Genomic DNA, 26,924 nt, shown 5'->3' with positions numbered 1-26,924 from the left:
TGATTGTTTCAACTCCTTATCCTCACTTCGTTCCGGTATCGTTGACACAAACCATATACGCATCACCTGTGTTTAATAGCAGCAAGCACCTAAAATCAAACCACCATTTCATGAATTGGCGTTAAGAATGTTTCTAACATTTTTTCATGTTTTTCTTGCAATTCCGCATTGATGATCATGTCTGATAAATCATTTTGCCCTAAGGCTCTATCAGCTTCAAGAATCATCTTCATCGTTGGCGCACAGCTATTTTTCAACCAATTACGGGACTTTTGATAAAAGTCAGTTTGCGGCTTTGTATACAACCTTAACTTCTTTACATCACCGATAAATTCTAACCAAAAAGGACTTGTTTCTCTCATCCTTTTTTCTTCTGGTCCGTCTTCTTCTACAAAGCGAACATAGTTGTTTATGATAGCCATTCCGATGCTGGTCAAATTTCTATCTTTAATTAGTTCACAAACAGCAGAATGAGCACGTTCATTTTTCAACCTTATTTCATACCTATTCCAATCTTCTATTTCATCATAAGGAATGTTATACTTTTCAGCTTGTTCAAAATTCTTTTCGTAAAAACAAAGATACGCATCTGATTTTTTAGAACCGAAATATAACGTTGTTCCCCCAAGTCGACCATCACCAATATCAAATGATCCATTATAATCAGATTTACGAAATCTCGAAACGCAGAGCCCATTTTGTGCTTTTTCCAGAAGAGAAGGTATAGTGAAATAGGTTCGCTTGTCATCAATCGCTATATCTAACCTTGTAAAGCTTCCTTTCTCATTTAGACAATCTTGAAAGAAATCGAACCACGTTTTCTTTCTACATTCGAGAAAAGATTCAAATTGTCTACAACCCTTACCAGAAAATTCAATCAGTGTGCCCCTTTCATCATCTGGAGCACTGTACATGACTTTGATCATATCCATTTCCCACGTTCCAACATATCCGTAAAAGCCTTTCGGCTTCTCTGTCATAAAATCTTTGTGGATATGTAAAATATTTTGAATGATATGATCTACATCGTGAGTCTTAAAACTAACCCTTACATAGTCGACCATTGATGTTAAATTTTCTTCATCTTTTTCATCCTTGCGTACTACCCCCCTGTTAGCGTGGGGGGGTTTCACTTTCCCCGTCATTCGCTACGCTCACTCCTCCTAAGTCACTTCGGGCGCTTTCGCTGTCGCTTGCGGCTGTCGCCGCCTGCGCGCCCTGCGCTCCTTTAGCAAGTCGGATTTCTTCTAGGAAATCATAGCCACTAGGTATTAAAGGGCTGTAAAATTCCATAATGTTGCCCGATCCTGCATAGGCGTATCCTCTACCTTTAATATCCTTTTCAACAAACTTTTTATCAGCATCACCAAATAACATTCCGTAACCAGTTTCGCTCATTTTCCCCAAAGAAACTCTAAAATTGAATTGGTCCCTTATTCCGTCAGCAAAGTATTTAGCATCTGGTCTTTGAGCACCAGCAACGAGAAAAAAACCTGCCTGTCTACCTAGCATTACAATTTGCTTAACGTTCTGTATCGCTTTATCACGTTCCTTAAAATCAAGCATATCCATGAACGCAACGTATTCATCGAATATGATAAATACAGGTTTATATCCCAAATAAGCATAGTTTTCACCAGTCCTATAATTCGGATGATTTTTCATATCATCCATTCTTTGCATCATGTCCTCAACAGAATTTTGCAAGGTCATCATAATACCGTTTTTACGAGAAAACACTTTCCGATCAAAAATTCCTTCTAAATCAGCCAAATCAGCATTTTTAGGGTCTAATATACGAACATCTGCCCCAGAAGCAACCAGAGACTTCACAAGCGTAAGTATAAAATACGTTTTCCCACCACCTGTACCACCGCTAATTAGCATGTGCGGCAGCTTATCAAATGCCCAATCAATATGCTCCATCAGCTTCATAGAACCTTTATTTACAACAGCCTCATCAATGGATATACGATTTTTCCCTGCATCATATAGCAGCTTGTAGGTGAAAAAGCCATCTTCCATATCAGTAGACACTAAATCACAAAAGAACCCATTTTCAAATTCCTTCCCTAATTCCATAAATCTAGACTGAAATCTGCTCATATCCATTGCAATTTTGATAATAATATAATGATTATCCTTGACCCTATAATAAAACCTAGGAAAATAGGAGATTTTTTGAACCATCCTATCAGTCACCTTACTCTTTACGTTTTTTGTTTCATAGAATTTATTAGAAAATATCATTCGTGCTATTTTCTGCCTATGATAAATTTTTTTGTAGTTATGATGAAAGATGAAATACCACACAAAAATCAAAGCCGCAGGTACTATGGCAGACACCAATAAACTCTTAATAATTAACGGTTTATTAAAGGTGAAGTTTTGAAATGTATCCTCTAAACCCTTATCATATATAATCCAAAGATGATCTTTCCAAAAAAGAGTCATCAGCAACAAAAAAACAGGCACACTTATTAATGCACCTGTTTTCACCACGTTGTTTTTATGCCTTGGTTTTATCCTAAGACCTTTATACTTCCATAGTTTAGAAATGGTCATCCACCCCTAACACTATTATTTTTTATCATTCGTTGCTGGGGCTGCTGGCGTAACTTTTGGAGCATTAGCATTTGAACCCTTTTGCACAATATCATCAGCGACAACAGTCCACGCTAAATTAGCAAAGTTTCCATTGGCACGAGCTTGTGCCTGGATAATCGGGTTTACCAATTCAACATCACTCATAAAATCGAACTCTTTAAGTTCGACCGCTGCTGGTACTGTAACTTCGATCTGACCACCTTGGCAACTAGACCCTAGATTATAAGTTCTTGATTCCAATTGATCCGTTCTTTGTTGACGCACTCGATCATAAACGAATCGTTCACGATTAAAGCCCATAAATTTTACTTCGCCGAAAGTTTCTTTAATATTAGGTACAATAAATTTCAATTCCATTATAAGTTCTCCTTTGATTCGTGTTCATCACGATTTTTATTTTTTTCATAAAAGTTAAAATCGCTCCGACCTAGTCATCATGGCGCTTATCAGTCGCTCAAAGTATAGCCAGTCATGGCAACCTAGTAGACCATTTATGATCATCAAGCTGCTTACAGCTATTTCGCACGCTTATTCTAGCCTGCTACAGTATTCGAAACATGATTACTGTTAATCGTCAAATACTCACGCATGACATTTCATTCAAGAAGCCTTATAATAAAAGTGTCTAGGTTTTATTATCGGCGTTCTTGATTCAGTCAAGGGCGCTTTTTTTGTCTGTATGTATTTTTCAAAGATCGTCATTCCCTTCTAACAGCCCCCACCTATGTAAGGACCATTAAGCAACAGAACTCTAGGCTTCCCCCCATAAATTAAAGGGGATTCATCAACCATTGGCATTCTAAAATAGAACAATGGATTTCCTTTTACATCGTAAAAAGATTGTCTAAACCACTTGTGAAATTCCTCAAATTCTTCGTTCAATCCGTCATCATTTTTCTTTTGAATGACAATTGCTAAAGCTAGTGTAATAGGTTCTTTTTCATCTTCAAATCTCTTTAGAGATTGATTGAAAAGTTCCAAAAGACTCATTCCACTTCACTTCCTTTCATTTCTCTATCGCTCATATAGTGGTGTAAAATCACACTATTCATTTAGCAAGTAGAGAAGAAATTTCTTGCATTCCGACATTATAATGTTTTTTGATTCTACGAAACGACATCCCTTTTAATAACAACTTTTCAATTACTTCTCGTGTCAATGGCAGCGATAAATAATGGTCTATGTACACATTATTTAGTGCCATCTTCATTCTTGCTGACCAATTTCCTTCAAACTGCTTCGCTAATGATACAGCCTTTTTCATCACATTTTTGGTATCTTCTAAAACCATTTCTTCAAATCCTTTCACCTTCTTTTATTTATGAAGGAGAGTTTTTCGTGACACCACCAAAAGTTGATATATATGACGATTTTCATTTAAAAAAATTTTGAAGTGGTACGCTAAACTCCTTAGACAATATTTTCAAGAATTTCAAACTAGGGTTCACTTTATTCCTTTCAATTTTGCTAATATAGGAGTTAGAAACGCCCAATCTCATTGAAAATTGTTCTTGAGTTAGAAAATATTCTTTTCTGACTTTCTTGACAAAAGCCCCAACGTTCAACCATTTCCCCCCTTCCACAAACTTGACATATATGACGATAAATAAAGTATATCACCTTTAGTTTTATCTTACAAGGCTTTTGAACACTTTTTTTAAACTATATGTCAAGTCTTCATGATATAATACATTATGTGATGCTAACCCTTTAGCGAGTAGGTGAAATGTAAGTGGATAACTTAGTCGGACAAAAAATAAAGAAACTAAGAAAACAAAAAAAGTATACTCAAAAATATGTTGCCGAAAATTTAGGTATTACAGACAGTTATTTATCTAAACTTGAAAAAGGACAACCACCTTCAATTACATTACTCAAAAAAATGGCTGACTTTTTTGATGTAGATCAATCTTATTTCTTTATCAAGGATGATGAATTAAAAAATTTCAATGAGACCGAAAAAGAACTGATATTCGAAAAAGATTTATCATTAGAAAACATAAAAAATAAATTCAATATCTTAAAAGTAGATGATCAAGAAATTTCTGATGATGAACTCAAACTCATGCTCGAAGTCTTAAAAGCCTATCGGGTTTCGAAAAATGATATTGATTCTTAGAATTGTTACTTTCAGGTGAAAGTAACTTTTTTAATTCTTCTATAAAATTTTCATAAATAATATTCTCCTTTTTCATTTGACACCCTCCCAGATTTTCAGTGTTTCCTATTTCTTTGTTTATAAGATTTAGGAAACACCTGTAAAAATAACGAAAGACGCTGCCTAAAAAGGCGACGTCTCTTTTTTAATAATACTTTGGATTTTTTATACTCATACCAATTGCTGGATCAGCAGCTTGATTTGTATTATTTAGCTGCCATGTATGATTCAATGTTGCTACTAAAACCACAGCTGATAAAAATAATGTAATTTTTAATTTCATACATATTCACCTCCTTCATTATTATTAAATTGGACTCCCAGTCCCTCCAGCAAATATCTTGGAATACTGGCTCTGAAATTATCCTTTTGAGTATAAAAATAATGCATTGCTAACAACAATTTTTCTTTATTTTGCTTTCTTTTTCCTTCAAACAAAAGAATTAGAGGAACATATTTACTTTCACTATTGAACTGGTCTATTTTTTTTAGGCTAGCTAAAGCTCTTATAAAGCAGCTATTCTTTTCAGTGTTAAGAGGTTTCTCCCAAAAAATTTGCAATAAACCTAATTGTTCACATGTTTCTTCAAATGTAGAATTCCGACCTATTTTCTTACTAATCGCTATGACCTTTTCAAAACAATAGCTTGCAACTTCATAGGATTCAAGAAAAAAAGAAAGACCTTTGACAAAGTATCCAGTTATTAAATAATTGGGCCCGAGATTTTCTTCAATTAAATCATCGGCGATTTTTCTTGCATTTAGTATATCGTTATCTTTTTTTAAGAAAATGTATGCACTAGCCTCATTTAGTCTACATTTAAATGATTTTCTAATGAAGGGATCTTGAATTTTTAATATTAAGTCATTTATATTCCTGACATAATAAGCAGCCAATTCATATCTCTTTTTAAAAAAGTGACAATACATTTCTAAAATCAAGAGTAGTGTTTTCATTTCTAAAGTTTTTGGCGTTAACTCTTTCAAATTTTTCAAATAACTTTCTTCATCGTAGTAAACCATTTTTTTAGATTGAAGCTGCCACTGATAAATAATTCCCCATTCTTCACTCTCTTGATTGCCAACTAAAAAACATCTTTGAATTAATATATCAGTTAGTTCTCTATAATTTTTACTATGTGAATATTCTAGAGAAGCACGCATATTTTCATTTCTTTTGATTATATCTATGAAGCCTTTCATCAGTTCTTGTTCATTTTCAGAGTCCAAAAAACAGATCAACTCATAAACCATCCAAAAGGCAATTTCCTGTTTTTTATTAATAAATTTACTTATGTAACCTGAACTAAACCCCAATTTCTTTGCAATTTCATTTTGACTTAAGGTATTAATGTCGATTAGTTTCTTTAGCTGATCTCTTACATCAACTGATTTCAATTCAAATCACCATTTTCCTTAAAATTTAACATACGTATTTTAAAGATATTGTCGATTCGTGACGAAATTATTCAAGTAATTCAAGTAATTCAAATTCTTCTTTATTATACCATTTAAATTGAATTATATGACGCTTTTTATCTTTTGTCTAGTTTGTTTTTCTATAAACGTACTATAAGTCAAGTTTTAAATTATACTTCAGTTGATTTTTTTTCATTACAGATGAATATTTTTACATAATTTCCTAGGACAATATTTTTTTTCAATTCCAATGAATATGTTTTATAGATAACATCAAAAGGAGTGAATATTTTTGTACTACTATAATCCTTATAATTATGGACCTGTCTGTTGGCCAAAACAACATTGTTGTATATATCGCCATGAATTTTCTCAAGACATAAAAATAGCTAGATGTACAGGCTCTGTACCTTGTTTTCTTACAACCCCACCTAAAGGATACGTTTATGAAGGAGAGATGCACTGTGTTAAAAGCTGTGGGCACTGCCGAAGGCCAGAATATGCTCAGTTAGCTGATTACAGCACTAATCAACAACAACCCACTAATTTAGTTAATAATTCAATCCCCAAAGATTCCATTAGGGTTCAATCAATAACATTGTCAAATGGTTATTGTATGAAAATAATTTCTATTAATGTTGGTAGCACTACAGAAAAAATTTTAAAATCTGATGATTCTCATCCAATTTCTGTTATAGGTAATACTAAATTTCTCACATATATACACCCTATAAACTCACCTTTTAATTTTGAAAATTTGTTCAATAAGTCTTTTAGCGGATTGGGCAGTGGGAGATGTAGTTGTTGGAAATGGAGTGGGTTAAAATGCAAAACAACTAGGTATGATGACGATTGTTGTGATGCTCAAGCATACCTGAATCGTTGTGATGATCACTGTGATCAAACCTGCAGTGGCTGGGATGCAATTTGGTGGGATACTTCAGATATTTGCTAATAAACTTAGGTTTTTGATACGATCTTAACAAGTAAATCAAAGCAAAACAAAAAAGCCAAATCCTAATATAAAAGGAATTGGCTTTTCTCACCCCTTGGTGGGGTTTTTGGTGGGGAACCATATCATTTTATAGTGTTTTTCGTCATTACTAAACAACTTAAACCCTTATAAATCAACGCTAACACACCAAATCAATTATATAATTCATTCCCACTCAATCGTAGCAGGCGGCTTACTCGTAATATCATACACCACGCGGTTCACATGCTTCACTTCATTCACGATACGAGTTGAGATCTTCTCAAGCACGTCCCAAGGGATTCTTGCCCAGTCACTCGTCATCCCATCAATCGAAGTAACAGCACGGATACCGATTGTGTAGTCGTATGTTCTTGCGTCACCCATAACACCTACACTGCGGATGTCTGGGAGAACCGTGAAGTATTGCCAGATGTCGCGCTCAAGGCCGAAGTTGGCAATTTCTTCGCGTAGAATCGCATCCGATTCACGGACGATTTCTAGTTTTTCTTCAGAAATTTCACCTAGTACACGGATACCTAGTCCTGGACCTGGGAAAGGCTGTCTCCAGACGATGTCGTCAGGAATGCCTAGCTCTGAACCTAGGGCACGGACTTCATCCTTGAATAGCGTATTCAAAGGCTCAATCAATTCGAACTGCATGTCTTCTGGAAGACCGCCTACGTTGTGGTGAGATTTGATTGTTTGTGCCGTTGCTGTTCCGCTCTCAATGATATCTGTGTAAAGTGTTCCTTGTGCTAAGTAGTCGATTCCTTTTAGCTTGTCCGATTCATCATCGAATACATAAATGAATTCGTTACCGATGATTTTACGTTTTTGCTCAGGATCAGACACACCTTTTAGCTTGTTTAAGAAACGATCTTTCGCATCTACTTTAATGACGTTCATGTTGAATCCTTCGCTAAATGTCTTCATAACCCCTTCTGCTTCGCCTTTGCGAAGAAGACCGTGGTCAACGAAAATACATGTTAGCTGATCACCGATCGCTTTGTGGATTAACACCGCCACAACAGATGAATCAACACCGCCGCTTAGTGCGCACAATACTTGTTTGTCGCCTACTGTTTGACGGATTTTCTGCATTTCGATTTCAATGAAGTTCTCCATTGACCATTTGCCTTCACAATCACACACACCAAAAACAAAATTTTTCAATAGGTCGTTGCCGTACTCAGAGTGACGAACCTCTGGGTGGAATTGAACGCCATAGAAATTCTTCTCAGCAAAGCTCATCGCTGAGTTTGGACAATGTGCACTTGTTGCATCCACTGTAAAGCCTTCTGGCACTTCGACAACAAGGTCACCATGGCTCATCCAAACGACTTGCTCATTTGGAAGGTCTTTGAATAAAGCAGGTGTTCCATTAATGTGGATATCCGCTTTCCCATATTCACGCTGGCTTGCTGCTTCTACTTTCCCGCCTAAATAGTGAGTCATGAGCTGCATGCCGTAGCAAATGCCTAGAACCGGGATGCCTAGATCAAAAATCTTTTCGTCACAGCGGAAAGATCCTTCATCGTATACACTGTTTGGTCCACCAGAAAGGATGATTCCTTTAGGCGCTATTTCTTTAATTTCTTCAGCAGTTAAAGTGTGCGGATGAAGCTCACTGTACACACCAAATTCACGAATACGACGTGTGATCAGCTGGTTGTACTGACTGCCGAAATCGAGAACCAAAATCATTTCATTTACTAAATTTGTCATGGTGTCACCTCTATGTCCAATTTAATTTTATAAACGCACAGAAAAAATGAGAGGAGAAAACCTGCTCTCAGTGTGAAATCACGCTTTTGAAGCGCCCAGACTCACATCCGAACGCTTCAATTTCATGTATTTTAGAAGGTTTTAATATTCACCTATTCTAACAACAGGAAGGTACGCGGTCAAGACTATCTCCTGTTTATTAAATTTTCCCATAACTTTGCCGATTGCCGCCAAAGCACCCTCGCATCCTCTCGTCGATAGAGTGCCCGCTCATAGAGCTGCGTCAGATCTGACATGCGATGATCTCCTTCGTTGTCATCGATCAAAGAAGCAAATTCTCTTAGCGTCATGCCAGGTTTTTTCTCAATTCCTCTGCGCTTCAGCTGCTTTAATAGAGCAGCATACGCATAGAAGAATGCTTCCTCCTCTGGCAGACGTTTCACCTTTCTCACAATAAAGAATGGTAGCCATCTTGCTCTGAATCGATAAAGCAGCCAGCTCATCAATCCTAGGAGGACCATAGCTCCTATCGCGAAACCCAAGATTGAACCAACATGCACCATATTAGGCTTCGCTTGCGCTGTTTGTTTCTTTGGTTCTGCCGGCTGCTCTGTCTCCTGCTGTGGCTGTTCTGCCTGCTGATCTTCGCATGCATCAGAGCTAGACTGATCTTCTTTCTTTTGATCATCATCTGTCTGATCGCTAGAAACAGCTTCATTCGTAAATGTCTCTGGGTTCGTAAATCCTTTTGTCGGTTCGAAGGTCACCCAGCCTCTGTTTGGAAAATACACCTCTACCCATGAATGCGCATTGTTATTGGTTACTTCATACACATTGTTTCCATCCATCTGTGTTTCATATAATTGACCTGACGTGTACCCTTTCACCCATCTCGCCGGAATCCCGATCGAACGGAGCATCACAATCATAGAGGATGAAAAATTATCGCAGTAGCCGATCATCGTATCAAACAAAAATTGATCCACATAATCTTCATTACGACTAGGCACAGCGACATTTTGCGTTTCATATGAAAACTTCGCTGACCCTAAGTAGTCCTCAATCGCTTTAGCCTTATCGTACATATTATCCTTCGTTTCCGTTAAGCTGTTTGCCAATGTTTTCACTCGCTCTGGCAATGAGGAAGGAAGCTGCAAGTATTCACGGCCGACCTCCTGATTGACCTGCTTCTTTGTCGGCACTTTGATTCTCTGCAAATCCTCAAGGATAAATGTAGGAGACAAGAAGGTGACTTGGTAGTTCCCTAAATTTTTCGGCGCATTTTGAATGGATGGGACAATTTTCTCCGTTTTACCCATCATTTGCAGTGGAATGTTTTCCATTGGCATCAGCATGATCGTCCCAATCGGATAGACGGCATGATTAAAACGATAATTCGATTCCATATCGATTCTCGTTTCGTGCATCTCTGTTTTTACACGCTCAGTAAACCAACGATTCGGTATACTGTCCTCTTTTAGCCGAGTAGACTTCGCATCATTTGAAGCGTCCTCCCAGCCCTTTCCGGTGTAGATACTTTTTGTTTCGACACGAAAGTAGGAAGGCTCCTTTCCGCTCCATTTAAAGACCGGTGTGCGGTCCTCACTAAACGGTCCGCCAAGCGTCGAATCATCTGTACTATATCCCACCTTATTCTGTCCGGCAGAGCCATCTTGATTCGTCACCGCCTTAAAAAACGGGACAGGATCAGGCCATTTCGGATCAGACTTTGGTAAAGAAGCGCCGAGTGTCGCTGACAGAAGAACGAGCGCCAGCATGGGTAAAAACCACTTTAGGCGCGCCTTCTGCGACACCCGAATACCTTCAGCCGAACGCAGTCGGTCGAAATACAGCAACCCAAGCAAACAAAAACCAAACACCATAATGCGAACGATCGCAAAGGTTGCATCATATGGCGTAAACGTATCCAGAATGGTGACATACACAATCGTCATGAGTAAAAAGAAAAAGATACGCTGCTGATAGACCACCCAATAATGAAGCAAGTAGACAAGCAGCCATAGCAAAATATAAAACAACAATGTGCGGAAGGAGGGGTACATGTCACTCCACATGCCTGTGCTCATGAAGGTGATATTATCTTTGATATCAGCAAATAATGCAGCCGGATAGCTTGGCTCTGTTTGATAAAAGATCAAATATAAGGCGAGCAAAATCAAGCCAGTACAAATAGGAAACGTCACATACCACTTCAAACGAAAGAATGTAAACAAACATGTAAGCCCTATAAAAATGATGAAATAAGACGTATGACTCGTCTCTGTAAAATCTTGAAGCGGTCGAAGCCACTCCCAAAGCAGCAGAAATGCTACAGCATAATAGATGAACAACTCAAAACGGCTTTGCCGCTGATGCGTATGCAGCATAAATGTTTGTCACCTCACAGTTCTTTCGTGTAGCCGGTCTTCAAATAAAACGGTCGTGCGTATTCCAGATGCCTTGAGCCGGTCTACAAGCTGTTTTTCTTTTGTCGTGAATCGATCCAAGGCTCTCTTCACTAAAAGAACAGTGATGTTCTTTCTGTTTCGATTTCCAAAGAGATTCGCAGCAAGCTCTTCCTGCAGATGACCCGTAATGACATATTTTCCAGAGTATTGGTACTCACTCGCTGCGAACGCTTTATATTCGAGTACGCGAGAAGGATGATGCTGCACCCTTGTTAAAAAGTAAAGCATGTCCTGCAAATGAGATTCTCCTTGATCCACTCGAAAGACACGCTGATCACCAAGTGGGACAAGGCCTGCCGGAACCCCTTTTTTCACTGCCGATTGTAGAACAGACGCTGCAATAGACACGACGGTCTCAAATACCGCTTCGTCGGTAAAATCAGCAAACACGACAAGATCCTTTGTTTGATTCTGTTCAAATTCCTTCGTCATCAGCTGACCCCTTCTAGCCGTCGTCTTCCAGTCCACCCAGGCAAAACGGTCGCCTTGCTGATATTCCCTTACGCCTGTTGTCACATGGGTCGGTTCATTTAACCACGAGTGAACCGCTTTGCCTCCATTTTCATTCAATGACTCAGCAGACTCCACCTGAAGATCGAGCATTTTCGGATAAACAAGCAGCTTTTTTTCTAACGGAATGATGACTTCTTTCTCCACAAAACCAAACATATCACCCGTTTTGATTCGAACTGCTGACAAATGATGTTCCCCGCGCATGACATCATTCAATTGATAGGAAAAACGCCACGTTTTCCGAAACCAAGGAAACAGCATTTGCTTCATCTCAATTTGTTCCTTTAAATGAAAGGTGTCTGGTGGATCATCCTCAATCAAGACGTAAACGTATGGAAATGGATTTGTCCGCTTAATTTCAAGGTCAACGGACAGTACGTCTCCCGCCTTCAAGCGGGTTTGCTGTAAAGTCCTTTTCGCTGTCACTTTCAGCGGAACGAGCGCAAACAGCAAAGCATACAAAGTATATGGTAAAAATGCATAAAAAAGGAACCAGCTCACAAACCCTCCCTGAAACATGGCATAACAAAAGACTGCCGCAGTGAGGATGATGAGCATCATCACCCGTAACCATAATGAAAAAGCGAAACGATGACCTAATTTCATTGAGTCATCGACTTTTGAACTGGCACGCCAATTTGCTCAAGCATTTGTCGCAGCAGTGTCTCCGCCTTCTTCCCTTCATACGTCGCTTCTGAAGTCAAAATCATTCGATGCGGCAATGTATAAGACGCCAAATACTGTACATCATCAGGAATCACATAATCGCGCCGATTCAACAGTGCATACGCCTGAGCCGCTTTCATGAGGGCGATCGATCCCCTTGGACTCACACCTAGATAAACAGATGGATGCTGCCGCGTCGCTTGTGCAATTTCCACAATATATTCTTTAATGGATGCATCCACATGAATGGTCTGAACCGCTTGCTGCAACGCATGGATATGATCCTTGGTCATGACTGCTTGGAGCGTATCAATCGGGGACTGCTTTTCCTGCAAGTTGAGCACCTCCAGCTCCTCCAGCATGGTCGGATACCCCATTTGCAGCTTGAATAAAAACCGGTCCATTTGTGCTTCTGGCAGTGGATAGGTCCCTTCATATTCCACAGGATTCTGCGTAGCCATGACGAAAAAAGGATCAGCAAGCAGCATTGTTTCTCCGTCCACTGTAACACTGCCTTCCTCCATCGCTTCGAGCAATGCAGACTGTGTTTTGGGAGAGGTTCGGTTGATCTCATCAGCCAAAATAATCTGCCCCATAATGGGTCCTTGCCTAAATTCAAATTCATTTGTCTTTTTATTATAAATCGACACACCTGTCACATCTGAAGGCAAAAGGTCAGGAGTAAATTGGATTCTCTTAAACTCACAGCCAATGGATTTTGCCAAAGCACGAACCATCATCGTCTTCCCAACGCCAGGCACATCCTCTAGTAGCACATGCCCCTTCGCCAAAATCGCAACAAGGCTTAATATCGCAATGTCTTTTTTCCCAACCATGACTTTATTGATGTTATCTACGATTTTTTGTAAATCTGAATGCATCGGTTCATCAAATGCCATCCTGATCCTCCTATCACGTTTCCGTTAAATTTCATATAGTCTAACTTTACCATACAACGCGCATTTGCATAAAACATCAACACGTAGAAAAAAAGAAGCCTTCTCACGATGGAAAAGACTTCTTCTCTTCTTTTGGCTCACCTGCTGGCTCCATATGAACATGAGAGTGTAAAATATCATGTTCCTTCTTCATTCTACGTTCGATCTCATCTGCAATATCATGGCTTTCTGCAATGTTCAAGTGCGGCTCGACCTCCACTACTACATCCACATGGACCGTACTTCCGAGATACCGTGCCTTAATATCTTTCAAATCGCCCACCCCAGGTGTTGCTTCAATGGTCTCTTTATATTTGGACATATCTTTTATATGAAAACCGTCCGTTAACGAATGAGAAGCATCTCTGAAAATCTCCCACGCCGTTTTACAAATAATGAGGCCAATCACAAACGCTGCAAGCGTATCAATCCATGCCAGTTGAAATTGAGAGGCGATAATCCCTACAAATGTTCCGATACTCACATACGCATCTGATTTATTATCAGCAGCTGCTGCATGAAGAGCTTGGCTATTGATCCGTTTGGACAGATTGCGGTTGTAAATATACACACCATACATCACCACAGCACTTCCTGCTGCCGTCCAAGCTGCGATCATATCAGGCGTTTGATGCTCAGATGAGAAGAGCGACTGGCCTGCACTCAGCAGAACCTGAAGTCCAACAAGCATCATAATAAAGGACGCCACAAGAGACGCAATATTCTCTGCTCTAAAATGACCGTATGGATGATCTTCATCAGGCGGCTTTTGAGAAATACGCAACCCAATCAACACTGCAAGGGATGCAATAATATCCGTCGTATTATTCAAACCATCTGCCGAAAGAGCCTCTGAATGAAACGTATACCCAATCAGAAGTTTCACCGCAGATAAGATCACATAGGCAATGATGCTGACCCAAGCACCTGTTTCACCTTGTCTTAATTCGTTATAGCGCTCCATGTCGAACCGCGCCTCCTCACACATCACTTTTCTATTATTTATCTTACAAAGCAAAGCCCGTGTGGGTCTACAGCAACATGATTCGCTTGTGTCAGCAAAATAGGATACATAGAAATGTGTTGACCTAAGTAAACTTATTTTTATAAGGTCAATCGACCTCAAGACCTACTCCCATCAACCTTTTTCCAATTCACTCTGTGATGATCGTATGGGCAATATCACTCTTACTAGTAAATTATCAGAATAATTTTATTTTGAGACACAACTTCTCCCCATCCGATCTTATGCTATTTTTAAGAATGAACAGCGGAAAAAGAGGGAACATAATCTCTCAAATCCTTTATACTTTTTAACATCATGTTAAGAGGTTTGAAATGTCAGTTTGATAACCTGTCCAATGCTGAATGACAATTCAGTATGATAAAATTTAAAATATTCTAAAAACAAATTCTCTATGAAGAGAAATGTTTGGAGGTAAAGACATGTCCAACATGACAAACGGTCTTCAAAAAAATCTTAAAACAAGACATATTTCAATGATCTCCATTGCTGGGGTTATTGGCGCAGGGCTATTTGTTGGTAGCGGCGCTGTCATTCATTCTGCAGGACCTGGATCCATTCTTTCCTATTCTTTTGCCGGACTTCTCGTGATCTTTATTATGAGAATGCTTGGAGAAATGGCATGCGCCTATCCGACAAGCGGTTCCTTCTCACAGTATGCGAGCGATGCCATCGGTCCATGGGCCGGTTTTACAATTGGCTGGCTTTATTGGTTCTTCTGGGTGATTGTCATCGCCATCGAAGCCATTGCTGGTGCTGCCATTATTCAGTATTGGTATGGAGATGCACCTGTTTGGCTCACAAGTCTTATCCTCACTATCCTCTTAACATTAACAAATATCTTTTCTGTTAAATCTTTTGGCGAATTTGAATATTGGTTTTCATTAATTAAAGTCGTCAGCATTATTCTATTTCTACTCATTGGTTTTGCATTTATCTTTGGTTTTGGCGGTCATCATACTGTAGGTCTTGCCAATTTAACGGGGAACGGCGGTTTCCTTCCAAATGGATTCAGCTCTGTTTTACTCGGAATTGTCGTCGTCATCTTTTCCTTCATGGGAACCGAGATTGTGGCAATAGCTGCCGGAGAATCAGCAGACCCGGTCAAGTCTGTGACCACAGCTACCCGTTCTGTTGTATGGCGTATTATCATATTCTACGTCGGATCCATCGCTGTCGTTGTGACCTTGCTTCCATGGAATTCAGCGAATATTTTAACAAGCCCGTTCGTTGCGGTATTAGAATACATCGGCGTTCCATCAGCTGCTCAAGTGATGAACGTCATTGTTTTAACAGCCGTTCTTTCTTGCTTAAACTCCGGATTGTACACAACGTCCAGAATGCTTTATTCATTGGCGGAAAGAGGCGAAGCACCGAAACGCTTTATGAAAATCAGCAAGCGTGGTGTTCCTATAGCGGCTACAGTCGCAGGGACCTTCTTTTCCTATATTGCCGTCATGATGAACTACTTTTATCCTGAAACCATCTTTTTGTTCTTAGTCAATGCATCTGGTGCCATTGCCCTTCTTGTCTACTTGGTCATTGCTGTTTCACAATTAAGAATGCGCCGTAAAATCGAAAAAGAAAATCCAGAACAGCTCAAAATCAAAATGTGGCTGTTCCCATACCTCACGTATTTTACCATTTTGGTCATTTGCGCCATCTTGGTATCAATGCTGTTTATTGAATCAATGAGACCGCAGCTCATTTTGACGAGTATCATTACCTTCGGTGTGCTTGCCGCTTATTTCATCTTTAAACCGAATAAAAAAGTGCCTGCAAATGCAGCGCTTGAAAATAAACATCCGTAAAGTTCCCGCTGAAAAGCGGGTTTTTTATTTTATTCACCCATTTTGATGTCCGCACTTATACTGTATCAAATTGGATTTTAAGTGAGGATTAGACAACATGAACCTAGAAAAATTTGTTGACGAGCTGCCAATTCCAGAATTTGCGGAGCCCGTCAAAAAGAACCCAAAACAAACGTATTATGAAATCGCTATGGAGGAGGTATTTCTAAAAGTTCATAGAGACCTGCCCCCAACCAAGCTATGGACCTATAATGGCAGTTTGCCTGGTCCAACCATTCATGCGAATCGAAATGAAAAAGTCAAAGTGAAATGGATGAACAAATTGCCACTTAAGCATTTTCTACCGGTCGATCACACCATTCACGAAGGCCATCATGATGAACCAGAAGTCAAAACCGTCGTTCATTTACATGGCGGCGTCACACCAGCAAGCAGTGACGGCTATCCAGAGGCTTGGTTTTCACGAGACTTTGAAGCAACCGGCCCCTTCTTTGAACGAGAGGTATACGAATACCCAAATCATCAGCAAGCCTGCACATTGTGGTATCACGATCATGCGATGGCATTGACACGATTAAATGTGTATGCCGGCTTAGCTGGATTTTATTTGATCTCAGATGCGTTTGAAAAATCACTAGAATTACCGAAGGATGAGTATGATATTCCGTTAATGATCATGGACCGTACATTTCAGGAGGATGGTGCGCTGTTTTATCCAAGCAGACCAAACAACACGCCAGAAGACAGTGACATACCAGATCCGTCCATCGTGCCCTTCTTTTGTGGAGAAACCATTTTGGTCAATGGAAAAGTATGGCCGTATTTAGAAGTAGAACCACGAAAATACCGTTTTCGTATTTTAAATGCGTCCAATACAAGAACTTACGAGCTGCATCTAGACAACGATGCGACGATTTTGCAAATTGGATCTGATGGCGGCTTTTTACCAAGACCTGTTCACCATCAATCCTTTAGCATTGCTCCTGCTGAACGCTTTGATGTCATCATCGATTTTTCAGCTTACGAAAACAAAACGATCATCCTTAAAAATAAAGCCGGCTGCGGACAGGAAGTGAATCCTGAAACAGATGCGAACATCATGCAATTTAAAGTCACACGTCCGCTAAAAGGGAGAGCACCTAAAACTTTACGGCCGATTTTCAAACCGCTTCCACCGCTTCGTCCTAGTCGAGCTGATAAAGAGCGTACGCTCACACTTAGCGGCACACAGGATAAATACGGCCGCCCCATTTTATTGCTAGATAACCAATTTTGGAATGACCCTGTCACGGAAAATCCTCGTCTTGGTAGTGTGGAGGTTTGGTCTATCGTCAATCCAACAAGGGGTACACATCCTATTCATTTACACCTTGTTCAATTCAGAGTGATAGACAGAAGACCATTTGATACAGAGGTCTATCAATCGACAGGGGACATTGTGTATACAGGACCAAACGAAGCACCTCCTTTACATGAACAAGGCTACAAGGACACCATTCAAGCGCATGCCGGTGAAGTCATTCGGATCATCGCTCGCTTTGTTCCATACAGCGGCAGGTATGTGTGGCATTGTCATATATTAGAGCACGAGGATTATGACATGATGCGGCCGATGGATATTATTTAGTAACATGAAACCGATCTCCCGTCACATGCGTAAACACATGTATTAAGTACATCATTGGGAAGGGCTAACAGACAGCGATATATTAGCCCTTTCCTTCCTTTTCAATAAATCATTCTAAATTAAAACAATGCATGACTTGAAATGGCATTTATTTGTACATTCAACACTTAAAAAATTGACGCAGCAAACCGATAATACTACTATATACCCATTGCATCTATCAAAAGGCACATAAGCCACAATGAACGAACAAATGGAAAATTGCGATAAAAAACGGAGGAGTTCAATTTGAATGAAGAAAAAGAGACTTGCCAGATCACACAAGAAACAACGGCAGGTAACATAGAGAAGCTTTCAATTCAGAAAAACGAGAGCATTCGGTCAAATATTGAACAGCTAACAATTGAACTCGGTGAACAAAAAGAATTCAACCACTTCATTTTAGATGAAAAACAAAAGGCCATCAGTACATTATCTGCCCTTATTACAAAAGGCGATTGTGATGAAGAATTAAAGACTCATTTTGAACAAGCATTACATATCGGACTTTCTGTCATAGAGATCATGGAGATTATTAAGCACTGTACAAAAGTTGCTGGATTCCCTCACTCCATTAATGCCCTGTTTATCTTTCAAAACTTATTAGACAATAACACCAAATAAATCAGTGAAAACGAGAAGTCATCTGTCCTCTCGTTTTTTTATGTCCATTCATATTACTCTCTTTCCTTTCCTCTGTCACTTAAGCAAAATATGAAAATACCGCACGTTTCCCACCTTAAAAACTGATTTCCCTTACATAAATTCCTTAATTTGTGCAACATGTCAAACGGCAAAATAAAAAAACGTCCAGTTATATAAAAATAACTGAACGTATCCTTTATCGATTGACAGTGAAATTGTTAACAATCCCGCCATCCTTCTCCCAAATGGCTTCCACTGTTTTCTTCTTGATATTGTATTCAAATATCGTTCTTACCTTTGCTTTTCGTCCGGTGTCATCCTTTAATTCCTTTGCGTTTTTAGCAACACCTAAGAAATAGATAGAAGACCCATCCGTAGAAAATTGCGGCTGTGCGGCACTTAAAATATGCACATCCTCACTGTTCTTAACGAGTGTCGCCTGTTTTCCTGTTTCTACATCAAGCATTTTAATAGAGGCTACTTCTTTTTCGTTTCGCACCTTCACTTCTGTATAAATCAATGTCTTATGATCTGGTGAAAATGAAATATCATTGATCGTTTGCGAGATGCGTGCAATTCGCTTCCCCTTCACGCCTGTTTGAAGGGTGATCTTCATGGTCGTTGGTTCAGGGTCTCTTCCCTTTTCATTCGCTTCGTCGGTTTTCTTGTAATCTTCTTTTAAGGAATAATGCTGGATTGCCAGAAGGTTTGACGCCGGATCATATGCAAAAGAACTTACCGTGTCATCCTTGCTTTCTTCTGGATACAACACCTTCACTTTGTGTGTATTTACATCAAACATAGCGACATAAAATTGTTCCCCAGAATCCTTATTATACCTAAGATATAACTGTTTCCCGTCTCCAGACAGCCTCATACTGTCGATGGAATCTTCACTCGTAAATAGCGTTTTTTCTTCATCCGTTTTTACATTCAGTTCTCTAATACTCACTTTTTGCGTGTCTTCATCCGTATACGTGTAATATAAAAGCTGTTTCGTAGAATCATAAGCAATCGAAGGATAGGCTGTCAGTTTCTCCGTATGAAGCGCCCGGTCATGCAAGTAATACGTATTGTTTAACTGTTGATCTGTAAATGAAACGAGTAATTCGTCTTTTGCATCCTGATTTGTTTTCACTTTTACCGCATGCTTCGGCTCTTGCCCCGGCTTCATCATAAAGAAAATGATGGCCGCAATCACTGCGACTCCGATGACCGTGATGATCCACCATGTTGATTTTTTCATTGCCTTTCAGACCCTCTCTACAAGAAAAGAAGCCAGAAAATGAACTTTTCCCGCTTCTTTGCATGCCTATGTATTAATAAGTGTAATGTCCTTTTACGACACCTTTACTTGTTTTAAACCCTAGTGCTTTGAATGCTTTTGGGCTGACGTCTAATACAGCGTTTGGCATTCTACCTACATCATATTTATATACTGTAATCACTTTATGTGGTTTCGCTTTTGTTGTCACTCTTAGTTTTGTACCTTTTTTTGGTACGTCAAATCCCATTTTAGTTGCTGCATCCCAATGACCGAGTTTTTTTCCATCTGCGCCTTTTTTACCGACACCATTATACCAAGTAATATTGCCGCTTACTTTTTTTGCACTTGCTCCATGTGAGAAACTAAACGCCAAAAATAAACTAGCTACTGTTACGATTGTCGCGATAAGCTTTTTATTCATTAAAAAATCCTCCGTATTTGGTTTCTGCACTTATTATACATGAAGATGCCCCCAGTTATTTTACAGTCACATTACAATTCGAATACAAATTGACCACTATATGACCGATTTTGTTCATAAAAAATACCAAAATCAGCCAGAACAATGTAAGCAACTCCTCTCTTTCATTTTATATAATAAAAATGAATCAAATATAAGGAGGTATTTTTATGAAAAAGTCGTTCATCGTTTTAAGTGTGAGTTTAGCGTTGGTTTTGATGCTTTCAAGTCTACCTGCCTCAGCAGCTAGTCCTCGTCACGGTGCGATTGTGACACAAACGGATGAGGCCAAATGGTCAGGTATCTCGGCTGATATTGTGCTGCCGAAAACAGCTACCATTAAAAATGGCTATGCGGACTGGTACCTCGGTCTCGGCTCTGCCGTTATAGAGAGCGGTATTTCAAAAACGTCTTCTGGCTATAAGGTCTTTCTTGGCAGTGGCTCACAAGGCGGCAGTCAATACTGGAACAGTGAATATGATAAGAGCATTAAGGATGGTGCACGTGTCAACTTAAAGCTCATCAACAATGGTGATGGCACAGTGTCACTATATGTCAATGGGACATTGCGCTATAAACAGCCTGTTTACAAACCTAGCCGTCTGAAAAACCTCGATGTCGTCAAAATGGTACACGGTGTTCAGGATAATGGAGCAAACAGCTACACACAAGCAAGCTTCTCAAATGTACAGCTTCGTGCAGATACATCAGGAAGCGTCTATAAAAAATGGGATGGGTCCATCAAATCATCGCTTTTACGTAAAAATTTAGAATCAGGTGCTGCAGCTCCTAAATTCACCGTCATTTCTTCTGTTCCATTAAGTACAAGCCTTTCAGCACAATAAGAAAAAAGCGCCCTTTTTGGGTGCTTCAGATTGTTGACAAAGGGCTAAAATGATCTTTATTTTAGCCCTTTGTCTTCTTTTCAGCGTGATAGAAAACCTTTGAAGTCTAGGAAGGACGAGTACTGGAGCGGAGCGAATTTGACATTCGTGAGCACCGGAGCGCAGACCTGACAACGAATGCGAAGGTTTGTCTACACGCTGAAGCGCCCTTTTTGGGTGCTTTTTATTGTTCACAGCTTATCAACACTTCTCTTTTAATCAAAACAAGGATTCGTGGTAACATAAACATACATACTTCGAAGAAAAAAGGAGAACGAACGTGAAAAAAATTCTACTTGTTTTCATGAGCCTAGTTGCAAGTCTCTTCATGTTAGCAGCTTGCTCAAATACAACAAACGAACAAAAAACAGAAACGAAGGCACTTCCAACGATCAATGAACGCATTCAAAAAGAAACGAAAGAAGTCATGGAACAGTCTAAACTCATAAAAGACACAGCGATTACCGTTGATCAAAAGAAAAAAGTCATTTCATTAAACGTGATCGCTTCCTCTGACACCAATAGTGATTACGCTGAAGTCATCGGTTTAAACTTTGCCAAGACACTGGCCATTGGAGCTTCAACTGAAAAAGAAAACAACCTGCACAAACCGGAAAATGACAGCCTTGGTGCTCTCTATTCCTTTTACGACCTAAACATCACCGTAAAACAAGAAAACGGCAAAGTGCTGGCAAAGGGAAAGAAAAAAACAAATGAAACAAAAATCACCTGGGAAAGAGCCCAGTAAATGGACAAGGACATTCTTTATGGATTTTCTTGCGACTAAAAAATCTTGTAGAGGTCCGCTCTACAAGATTTTTTCAATGTTCATCTCAGTCAAATCATCTCTCATAGCATCGACCAGTGTTTGGATATCCGAGTGAGCCCTTGATGCTAATCGTACCAGCAAATGATCGATATACTCATACAAATGACGATCTCTCAAAATATACTCCCCATAAAACGGAATGACAAAGAAATAGAGCAAATCAGCGAATTCAAGTGTAACGTCATCTTCATCCTCATCGTCTAACGCCTCTCCAACACATTGAATCAACCAATCCAAATCTTCTTTCTTCTCAATCGGAACATACATCACCTGATGAATATAGTCCGTATCCTTCGTTTGCAAAATCCGCTCCGCTACTTCTTTTGATAGAGCACCAATATCTTTAGAAGAAATATTAAGAACCGCTAATTCATTCTCTGATGCTTCTTGATTCATTTGCAACACGTTTTGGTCCATCTCGACTCACTCCCCGTTCTCAGATACTTTTATTATAAAGAATTCATCTGATTTTTTATGGGAATAGTGGATATTTTTATGTAATTTTAAAGAAAATGTGACAGTAATCCATGGTATCTCATATCTCGCAAGACAAAAAGCACTCTGATCAAAAGAGTGTTTTTTTCATTCTCCCTCTAAGTTTTCTTTCATCTCCTCAGCCATTTCCACTTCATCCTCTGTCTCGAGCTGTTCAATAATGCGAGCATAATCCCTCTCGTGGCGATTCTGGCTTAGCTTAAAAGCAGCTTGAACTTCGTCAATGATAATCTTAAAGCCTACAATGCCTTTCATTTGCTTCTCTAACAGTTCCTCAGACAATGTATCCCATAAAACCAGCTGTTCTCTGTGGCTTTCGTACAACGCGGTTAATATGCTGGAGCTTCGCGGTACAATCCAGCGGGCAGCTCCCGTCATCCTCGCCATCGGCGGGAAGCAACTGGTTGCGATGAGATTCCCACTCATGTCCGCGGGCTTTTCCTTTCCACCATACCCAATGTCACGGACTAGGCAGAACATCTTCTGGTTTATATGTTCTCATTCAACTCTTGGTCCCATTTTTCAGCTATTTCTAGGTAGCGGGTAGCTAAGTGCCATATTTCAGCTATAAATAAAGAATTTCCTCAGGTCTCCTTGCTAGTATTTTATCCTCATACACTTTATCAATATCTTTCAAAAAATCTATTACACTGGAAAAACCCATTAGATATACCATTTTTAAGACTTCCTGAGCTAGCCGCAAGCCGTGTACTAATACAATGGGATAACTATCATCAATAACTTCTCGTTGAACAGTTTCAGAGAAATAACTTGTTGTTATATATACCCCTACCCAACCTCTTTTTAGCCGTGCGACAGTACGAGCAATGTGATTTCCACCCGTAGGTACATCAAGTTTTTCACATTTAGCCTGTCCTAATACCACAAGTTTTGTTTTGGAAAAACCCGACCCTATGTCAAGCCTTCCAACAAAATCAGATCCTCCATCTGATGAGGAAGGAGTGATCCACCCTTCCATATACGAGTCGTTTTCAGAGCCTAGTATCTTTTCGGCGATTAGAGACGCAAGCCCTTCAAATCGTGCTTTTCTACCCTCATAAAACTTATATATATCATTTAACGCCTTTGCTTCACGAGAACCAGTCACAGGCTTCTGATTGTCAGGTTTTGTTGTTAAGAGCTTAGAAACACGTCTCCTATACTTTTCAAAAGAAGGTAACCCCCCTCTAATCCAGTTTTGCCATGATTTCGGTGCATAACGAAGAGTATCCTCCAATGATAAAAATGGATCCCTTCGTGAATTTATCCAATCCCACTTAAATTCTTCCCCTTCATTTTTCATACTAAAGACCACAAAATCAAAAACATAGTTCGTAAAATATTCATCTTTTTTTACATCATATTGTGTTATTCTTTCAGCACGCTCAACTGCCCCGAAACCCTGGAACATCACATTTCCTTTTATCCTTCCCTTATAGATAACTCTCTTAAAAAAAATAATAGGAGTAGCATGTAATCTTATAGATGTATCCAGAGAGTTCTGTACATCAAATGCAGTTAATAGATACTTATTCCCTTTCGATAATTCAGGGCTTTGCCCTGTAAGTTTATTATCGCCATAATACCTTATGTGCCCATTATCCGGATCAAAAAAATCTTGCCATGGTGTATCAAAGGAGCCAATTTTATGAGGACTACTGGATATTAATATTACTGGCGTTCGCGGTCCATCTATGGCGTTTACATCTGCAACTTTATTAATGCCCGATTCCAAAAGTGGCTTTTTAGCACCAGATTTATAAGTAAAATAAAAAAAGTTTGGGAGTCCATCTATATAATTTGGAGATTCGTTGTAAGGTCTCCTATATGCAAAAACTTGATTTATTCTCATATCTAAAAAATCATCCTTTATGCGATTTAATTGAAAAATACACTCTTAAACTTGTTAAGAGTGTATTTTTTAACATTAAATATTGTTTAAGTTAAATAGAATACTATTCTCTTCTTCTGGGAACCTAAATAAAGGAATCCAAAAATCCTCCCCATCCCAGTCTTCTTTAATACCTCTATTTCTTACAAAAATAGCTAATGGTCTATTACTATCTACTTCACTTACTATACGCTGCATGCGTGGGGAGAGTACAGATCCAATTTCTTTACTCCCTCTACTTTTAGAAAGGCCGATGTTGGTATCAATATTGTATACCATGTTGATTGAATTAGAACGATTGGCCTTGTACCAGCTTAAATACTGTACAATTACTTTAGTACGCCATCCGCCGGTAACTAATACAGGTATTTTATTAAAAATATCAATTACGGTATCAAGTTCAATTTCTACTGGTTCAAAAGGTTGCGTAATATTCAATACTTTCTCATTTACATAGCTAGTTACCTCTTCAATTACTCCCTTATGAAATTCAGGGACCTTAGGAAACTTTAACTGTCCAGGCTTATAAGCACCGACGGAAGTTGGGATAACATTTGGCCTTGAGGGACTAATATTATCTCTGTTTAAATATAATGTACTTTCTATTTTATGATTTTTGATTATATCTCGTTGGACTGCATCGTGCTCGCATATTTCTTCAAATAAATCCGCTATATCCTCAGGAATAAACACTCTTGTTACAGTTAAATCTTTAGAACGGTAACCACACATTCTCGCATGCTGCATTAACGTATCGACCTGTGGTCTTGCAACAACCCTTCCGTAATAAGTAACTAGGAGACGAGGAATTGTTAAACCACGTCCTAGCTTGTTTCCTCCAATAATGAAATTGTACTTTTTATTTAATTTGATATTACTTTGAGAGTCAGGTGCTGCGTTAAGTACTATAACATCATGACTATTTATATTATCACTTAAAATCTTTAACACGTCCGGAAATACAGGTATGCCTCGATGAGTATCTTTTAAATCAGCATAAGCTGCTAAAAGATACTGCATGATAAAAGCTCTTTTCTCTGATTCCTCTGGCCTTTTTAATGCTTTATATAAATCCGCAACAAATTTTTTTGTTAATTTCCTTATCCTGGTGTGAATCATTTGATATGGACTAATATGGCAGAGAAAAGTAAATTTCTGTTCACGTCTAGGTTCAGTATTTTCAAGTAACCGGATGGATGCTCCAATTACAAAGTTAGATAAGGCACTCATTAACCCATCAGGAATGTTAGTAATATCTTCATCATCTGACTGCATACTAGCAAGCTCTTTTATTTCCTCTTTTTCTACATCCCTAATATGTTCCTCAGCATTTTCCTGAAAGAAGGTATGAATTCCTGTATAGCCTCTGCCCGCCTCAACTACCTCTATAAATTCTGGGTAGAACCCTGCATCCTCTTTGTTTTGAAGAATTATTGCTTGAGGGGTTGCTGTTACTTGTAAATAAAGCTGCGTTGAAACCATATTACGTAAGTCTAAAAGCTGCTGATTAATCGTACTTGGATCTTCATCCTCAATACGCTGATTAGTATTTAGACCTATCGCGTCTGCCTCATCGTCCGCAATTAGAGCTGAGGTATCAGTTAAATCTTGCTCCACTAAAAATGCAATTAACTTTTCAAGATCCGCGGGGTCCTTTTTACATATTAATACAATGCCATCGGTGTCCAATACAGTTTTTAAGTATTCTGGATCCTCTTCGCTTATTTCATCTATTTTTCTTACTAACATGCCTGATAATGCTAAGTCTGATCTATCAAAAGTTTGATCTTGTAGAGAGTTGTTTCTATCAGTTAATACGACAATTAGCTTATAGCCATTATCAACGGCTAAAGCAACTGTCATATTTATAATATTAGTTTTTCCACTTTGTATTAAACCATAAAGCAATCCTAAAATCTTGTCACCACTATTAATTTTGGGATATTTACCCAATATATTCACAGATGTTTGTAATACATTTGATGCTGCTGTTTTTCCAATCTCTTCACTTAACTCTGAAAGAAAATTGGATACACGCTCACCATCTTTAATTATTTCTCTCATTTTTATTTCCTCCTCTTTTAAATCAGCCATCGAACTTAAAAATAAAGCCTTACTCCTCTGCATCTTCCTTAAATCTTTTTTTAAGGTTTTGAATTTCTTGATTTAAGGTAGCTAAATTTGTTTTACCTAGTTCATCTGTATATTCGTAATTGTTTTTGTTAGCCAAGTTATCAATAAGCCTTATTTTTTACACAATCCGTTACTCGTTTCTCAGCTAATCTTTTAAAGTTGTCAGCTTTTGAGTTTATTAATTAAACCTCTTTTATACTTTTTAACCATAATAATACATATAATTTCACTAAATGTAAATGTTCAAACTAGGAGTGAAAAATAAATCCTGAGAAACTAATGTATCCTCCAATGTAATCTATCTTTGTCTAATTCTCTGAAACGTTATCTTCACAATCACGTAAAGATA

26 protein-coding genes are annotated in these 26,924 nt (G+C 38.8%); 7 read left to right on the top strand and 19 right to left on the bottom strand.

The genetic code is table 11. The features are described from left to right. Positions 1-95: 95 nt before the first annotated feature. From NST39_RS03185 to NST39_RS19930, 6 genes are all read right to left on the bottom strand, one after another. Positions 96-1,145, bottom strand: coding sequence for a replication initiation factor domain-containing protein (locus NST39_RS03185; RefSeq protein WP_341027010.1), 1,050 nt, complete (start codon positions 1,143-1,145; stop codon positions 96-98). Then, a complete protein-coding gene (locus NST39_RS03180; protein ID WP_341027007.1) occupies positions 1,114-2,565 on the bottom strand; it encodes an FtsK/SpoIIIE domain-containing protein in 1,452 nt (483 codons plus the stop codon). Before NST39_RS03180 ends, NST39_RS03185 begins: the two co-directional genes overlap by 32 nt. Positions 2,566-2,580: 15 nt before the next feature. Continuing rightward, positions 2,581-2,964 carry a YdcP family protein gene (locus NST39_RS03175; protein WP_341027005.1) on the bottom strand — a complete coding sequence of 128 codons (384 nt, stop codon included), beginning with the start codon at positions 2,962-2,964 and terminating at the stop codon, positions 2,581-2,583. A 351-nt stretch (positions 2,965-3,315) separates the two neighbouring features. Continuing rightward, positions 3,316-3,597: a hypothetical protein gene (locus tag NST39_RS03170; protein WP_341027003.1), complete on the bottom strand. Its 282-nt coding sequence runs from the start codon at positions 3,595-3,597 to the stop codon at positions 3,316-3,318. Between the two features lie 58 nt (positions 3,598-3,655). Then, positions 3,656-3,898, bottom strand: coding sequence for a hypothetical protein (locus tag NST39_RS03165; RefSeq protein WP_341027000.1), 243 nt, complete (start codon positions 3,896-3,898; stop codon positions 3,656-3,658). Positions 3,899-3,980: 82 nt separating this feature from the next. Further along, complete coding sequence (locus tag NST39_RS19930) at positions 3,981-4,190, bottom strand: helix-turn-helix domain-containing protein (protein WP_410552144.1); 210 nt, start codon at positions 4,188-4,190, stop codon at positions 3,981-3,983. A gap of 149 nt (positions 4,191-4,339) precedes the next feature. Between NST39_RS19930 and NST39_RS03160 the strand changes: the two genes are divergently transcribed. Continuing rightward, the gene (locus NST39_RS03160) at positions 4,340-4,726 is read left to right on the top strand and encodes a helix-turn-helix domain-containing protein (RefSeq protein WP_012009095.1); all 387 of its coding nucleotides are present in this window, start codon (positions 4,340-4,342) and stop codon (positions 4,724-4,726) included. Positions 4,727-4,910: 184 nt separating this feature from the next. On the opposite strand, the gene NST39_RS03155 is transcribed toward NST39_RS03160, so the two are convergent. Together NST39_RS03155 and NST39_RS03150 are read right to left on the bottom strand one after the other, a co-directional pair. After that, positions 4,911-5,048, bottom strand: a complete 138-nt coding sequence (locus NST39_RS03155) for a hypothetical protein (protein ID WP_189282673.1) — start codon at positions 5,046-5,048, stop codon at positions 4,911-4,913. Beyond that, positions 5,045-6,163 carry an AimR family lysis-lysogeny pheromone receptor gene (locus NST39_RS03150; protein WP_341026996.1) on the bottom strand — a complete coding sequence of 373 codons (1,119 nt, stop codon included), beginning with the start codon at positions 6,161-6,163 and terminating at the stop codon, positions 5,045-5,047. Before NST39_RS03150 ends, NST39_RS03155 begins: the two co-directional genes overlap by 4 nt. Before the next feature lie 313 nt (positions 6,164-6,476). Here NST39_RS03150 and NST39_RS03145 point away from each other — a divergent pair, with 313 nt between their 5' ends. Continuing rightward, positions 6,477-7,139, top strand: coding sequence for a hypothetical protein (locus NST39_RS03145; protein ID WP_341026993.1), 663 nt, complete (start codon positions 6,477-6,479; stop codon positions 7,137-7,139). Positions 7,140-7,343: 204 nt separating this feature from the next. Here the strand turns inward: NST39_RS03145 and guaA are convergent, their stop codons facing one another. The 5 genes from guaA to NST39_RS03120 form a co-directional block, all read right to left on the bottom strand. Beyond that, positions 7,344-8,885, bottom strand: a complete 1,542-nt coding sequence (gene guaA, locus NST39_RS03140) for a glutamine-hydrolyzing GMP synthase (protein WP_044141460.1) — start codon at positions 8,883-8,885, stop codon at positions 7,344-7,346. A 185-nt stretch (positions 8,886-9,070) separates the two neighbouring features. Further along, positions 9,071-11,272 carry a transglutaminase TgpA family protein gene (locus tag NST39_RS03135; protein ID WP_341026988.1) on the bottom strand — a complete coding sequence of 734 codons (2,202 nt, stop codon included), beginning with the start codon at positions 11,270-11,272 and terminating at the stop codon, positions 9,071-9,073. Positions 11,273-11,281: 9 nt separating this feature from the next. Further along, positions 11,282-12,367: a DUF58 domain-containing protein gene (locus tag NST39_RS03130; protein ID WP_341026986.1), complete on the bottom strand. Its 1,086-nt coding sequence runs from the start codon at positions 12,365-12,367 to the stop codon at positions 11,282-11,284. A 101-nt stretch (positions 12,368-12,468) separates the two neighbouring features. After that, positions 12,469-13,431, bottom strand: coding sequence for an AAA family ATPase (locus NST39_RS03125; RefSeq protein ID WP_003214081.1), 963 nt, complete (start codon positions 13,429-13,431; stop codon positions 12,469-12,471). Positions 13,432-13,534: 103 nt separating this feature from the next. Beyond that, complete coding sequence (locus NST39_RS03120; protein WP_044141457.1) at positions 13,535-14,434, bottom strand: cation diffusion facilitator family transporter; 900 nt, start codon at positions 14,432-14,434, stop codon at positions 13,535-13,537. A gap of 482 nt (positions 14,435-14,916) precedes the next feature. On the opposite strand from NST39_RS03120, the gene gabP reads away from it, so the two are divergent. The 3 genes from gabP (at position 14,917) to NST39_RS03105 (ending at position 18,595) form a co-directional block, all read left to right on the top strand. After that, complete coding sequence (gene gabP, locus NST39_RS03115) at positions 14,917-16,305, top strand: GABA permease (protein WP_044141456.1); 1,389 nt, start codon at positions 14,917-14,919, stop codon at positions 16,303-16,305. Between the two features lie 97 nt (positions 16,306-16,402). Continuing rightward, positions 16,403-17,932, top strand: a complete 1,530-nt coding sequence (locus NST39_RS03110; protein WP_044141455.1) for a multicopper oxidase family protein — start codon at positions 16,403-16,405, stop codon at positions 17,930-17,932. 288 nt (positions 17,933-18,220) lie between these two features. Beyond that, entirely contained in the window at positions 18,221-18,595 is a 375-nt protein-coding gene (locus tag NST39_RS03105) for a carboxymuconolactone decarboxylase family protein (RefSeq protein ID WP_003214068.1), read from the top strand. Between the two features lie 217 nt (positions 18,596-18,812). On the opposite strand, the gene NST39_RS03100 is transcribed toward NST39_RS03105, so the two are convergent. Together NST39_RS03100 and NST39_RS03095 are read right to left on the bottom strand one after the other, a co-directional pair. Then, entirely contained in the window at positions 18,813-19,862 is a 1,050-nt protein-coding gene (locus NST39_RS03100) for a hypothetical protein (RefSeq protein WP_341026977.1), read from the bottom strand. A 73-nt stretch (positions 19,863-19,935) separates the two neighbouring features. Further along, positions 19,936-20,304, bottom strand: a complete 369-nt coding sequence (locus NST39_RS03095) for a septal ring lytic transglycosylase RlpA family protein (protein ID WP_044141453.1) — start codon at positions 20,302-20,304, stop codon at positions 19,936-19,938. Between the two features lie 209 nt (positions 20,305-20,513). On the opposite strand from NST39_RS03095, the gene NST39_RS03090 reads away from it, so the two are divergent. Together NST39_RS03090 and NST39_RS03085 are read left to right on the top strand one after the other, a co-directional pair. Next, the gene (locus NST39_RS03090) at positions 20,514-21,188 is read left to right on the top strand and encodes a hypothetical protein (protein ID WP_341026974.1); all 675 of its coding nucleotides are present in this window, start codon (positions 20,514-20,516) and stop codon (positions 21,186-21,188) included. A gap of 319 nt (positions 21,189-21,507) precedes the next feature. Continuing rightward, on the top strand, positions 21,508-21,975 hold the full coding sequence (locus NST39_RS03085) for a hypothetical protein (protein ID WP_341026970.1): 468 nt from the start codon (positions 21,508-21,510) through the stop codon (positions 21,973-21,975). A 60-nt stretch (positions 21,976-22,035) separates the two neighbouring features. Here NST39_RS03085 and NST39_RS03080 read toward each other — a convergent pair whose 3' ends face one another. From NST39_RS03080 to NST39_RS03065, 4 genes are all read right to left on the bottom strand, one after another. Continuing rightward, positions 22,036-22,473, bottom strand: coding sequence for a hypothetical protein (locus tag NST39_RS03080; RefSeq protein WP_341026967.1), 438 nt, complete (start codon positions 22,471-22,473; stop codon positions 22,036-22,038). 165 nt (positions 22,474-22,638) lie between these two features. Beyond that, positions 22,639-22,977 carry a hypothetical protein gene (locus NST39_RS03075; RefSeq protein ID WP_341026964.1) on the bottom strand — a complete coding sequence of 113 codons (339 nt, stop codon included), beginning with the start codon at positions 22,975-22,977 and terminating at the stop codon, positions 22,639-22,641. Between the two features lie 139 nt (positions 22,978-23,116). After that, a complete protein-coding gene (locus tag NST39_RS03070; protein WP_341026961.1) occupies positions 23,117-24,403 on the bottom strand; it encodes a restriction endonuclease in 1,287 nt (428 codons plus the stop codon). A gap of 75 nt (positions 24,404-24,478) precedes the next feature. Next, positions 24,479-26,506 carry a Z1 domain-containing protein gene (locus tag NST39_RS03065; protein WP_341026958.1) on the bottom strand — a complete coding sequence of 676 codons (2,028 nt, stop codon included), beginning with the start codon at positions 26,504-26,506 and terminating at the stop codon, positions 24,479-24,481. Between the last annotated feature and the right edge of the window lie 418 nt (positions 26,507-26,924).

Origin of the sequence: Bacillus sp. FSL W8-0645, from assembly GCF_038007905.1 — a bacterium.
Classification (GTDB): domain Bacteria; phylum Bacillota; class Bacilli; order Bacillales; family Bacillaceae; genus Bacillus; species Bacillus pumilus.
The sequence above is the reverse complement of the archived record's forward strand: the minus strand, read 5'-3'. Positions and strand labels throughout refer to the sequence as shown.

Bases quoted from the DNA above. Each gene is read 5' to 3' on its own strand.
- NST39_RS03185 (WP_341027010.1), bottom strand. From the start codon at position 1,145: ATGACGGGGAAAGTGAAACCCCCCCACGCTAACAGGGGGGTAGTACGC.
- NST39_RS03180 (WP_341027007.1), bottom strand. From the start codon at position 2,565: ATGACCATTTCTAAACTATGGAAGTATAAAGGTCTTAGGATAAAACCA.
- NST39_RS03175 (WP_341027005.1), bottom strand. From the start codon at position 2,964: ATGGAATTGAAATTTATTGTACCTAATATTAAAGAAACTTTCGGCGAA.
- NST39_RS03170 (WP_341027003.1), bottom strand. From the start codon at position 3,597: ATGAGTCTTTTGGAACTTTTCAATCAATCTCTAAAGAGATTTGAAGAT.
- NST39_RS03165 (WP_341027000.1), bottom strand. From the start codon at position 3,898: ATGGTTTTAGAAGATACCAAAAATGTGATGAAAAAGGCTGTATCATTA.
- NST39_RS03155 (WP_189282673.1), bottom strand. From the start codon at position 5,048: ATGAAATTAAAAATTACATTATTTTTATCAGCTGTGGTTTTAGTAGCA.
- guaA (WP_044141460.1), bottom strand. From the start codon at position 8,885: ATGACAAATTTAGTAAATGAAATGATTTTGGTTCTCGATTTCGGCAGT.
- NST39_RS03135 (WP_341026988.1), bottom strand. From the start codon at position 11,272: ATGCTGCATACGCATCAGCGGCAAAGCCGTTTTGAGTTGTTCATCTAT.
- NST39_RS03125 (WP_003214081.1), bottom strand. From the start codon at position 13,431: ATGGCATTTGATGAACCGATGCATTCAGATTTACAAAAAATCGTAGAT.
- NST39_RS03120 (WP_044141457.1), bottom strand. From the start codon at position 14,434: ATGGAGCGCTATAACGAATTAAGACAAGGTGAAACAGGTGCTTGGGTC.
- gabP (WP_044141456.1), top strand. From the start codon at position 14,917: ATGTCCAACATGACAAACGGTCTTCAAAAAAATCTTAAAACAAGACAT.
- NST39_RS03110 (WP_044141455.1), top strand. From the start codon at position 16,403: ATGAACCTAGAAAAATTTGTTGACGAGCTGCCAATTCCAGAATTTGCG.
- NST39_RS03100 (WP_341026977.1), bottom strand. From the start codon at position 19,862: ATGAAAAAATCAACATGGTGGATCATCACGGTCATCGGAGTCGCAGTG.
- NST39_RS03095 (WP_044141453.1), bottom strand. From the start codon at position 20,304: ATGAATAAAAAGCTTATCGCGACAATCGTAACAGTAGCTAGTTTATTT.
- NST39_RS03090 (WP_341026974.1), top strand. From the start codon at position 20,514: ATGAAAAAGTCGTTCATCGTTTTAAGTGTGAGTTTAGCGTTGGTTTTG.
- NST39_RS03080 (WP_341026967.1), bottom strand. From the start codon at position 22,473: ATGGACCAAAACGTGTTGCAAATGAATCAAGAAGCATCAGAGAATGAA.
- NST39_RS03075 (WP_341026964.1), bottom strand. From the start codon at position 22,977: ATGAGTGGGAATCTCATCGCAACCAGTTGCTTCCCGCCGATGGCGAGG.
- NST39_RS03070 (WP_341026961.1), bottom strand. From the start codon at position 24,403: ATGAGAATAAATCAAGTTTTTGCATATAGGAGACCTTACAACGAATCT.
- NST39_RS03065 (WP_341026958.1), bottom strand. From the start codon at position 26,506: ATGAGAGAAATAATTAAAGATGGTGAGCGTGTATCCAATTTTCTTTCA.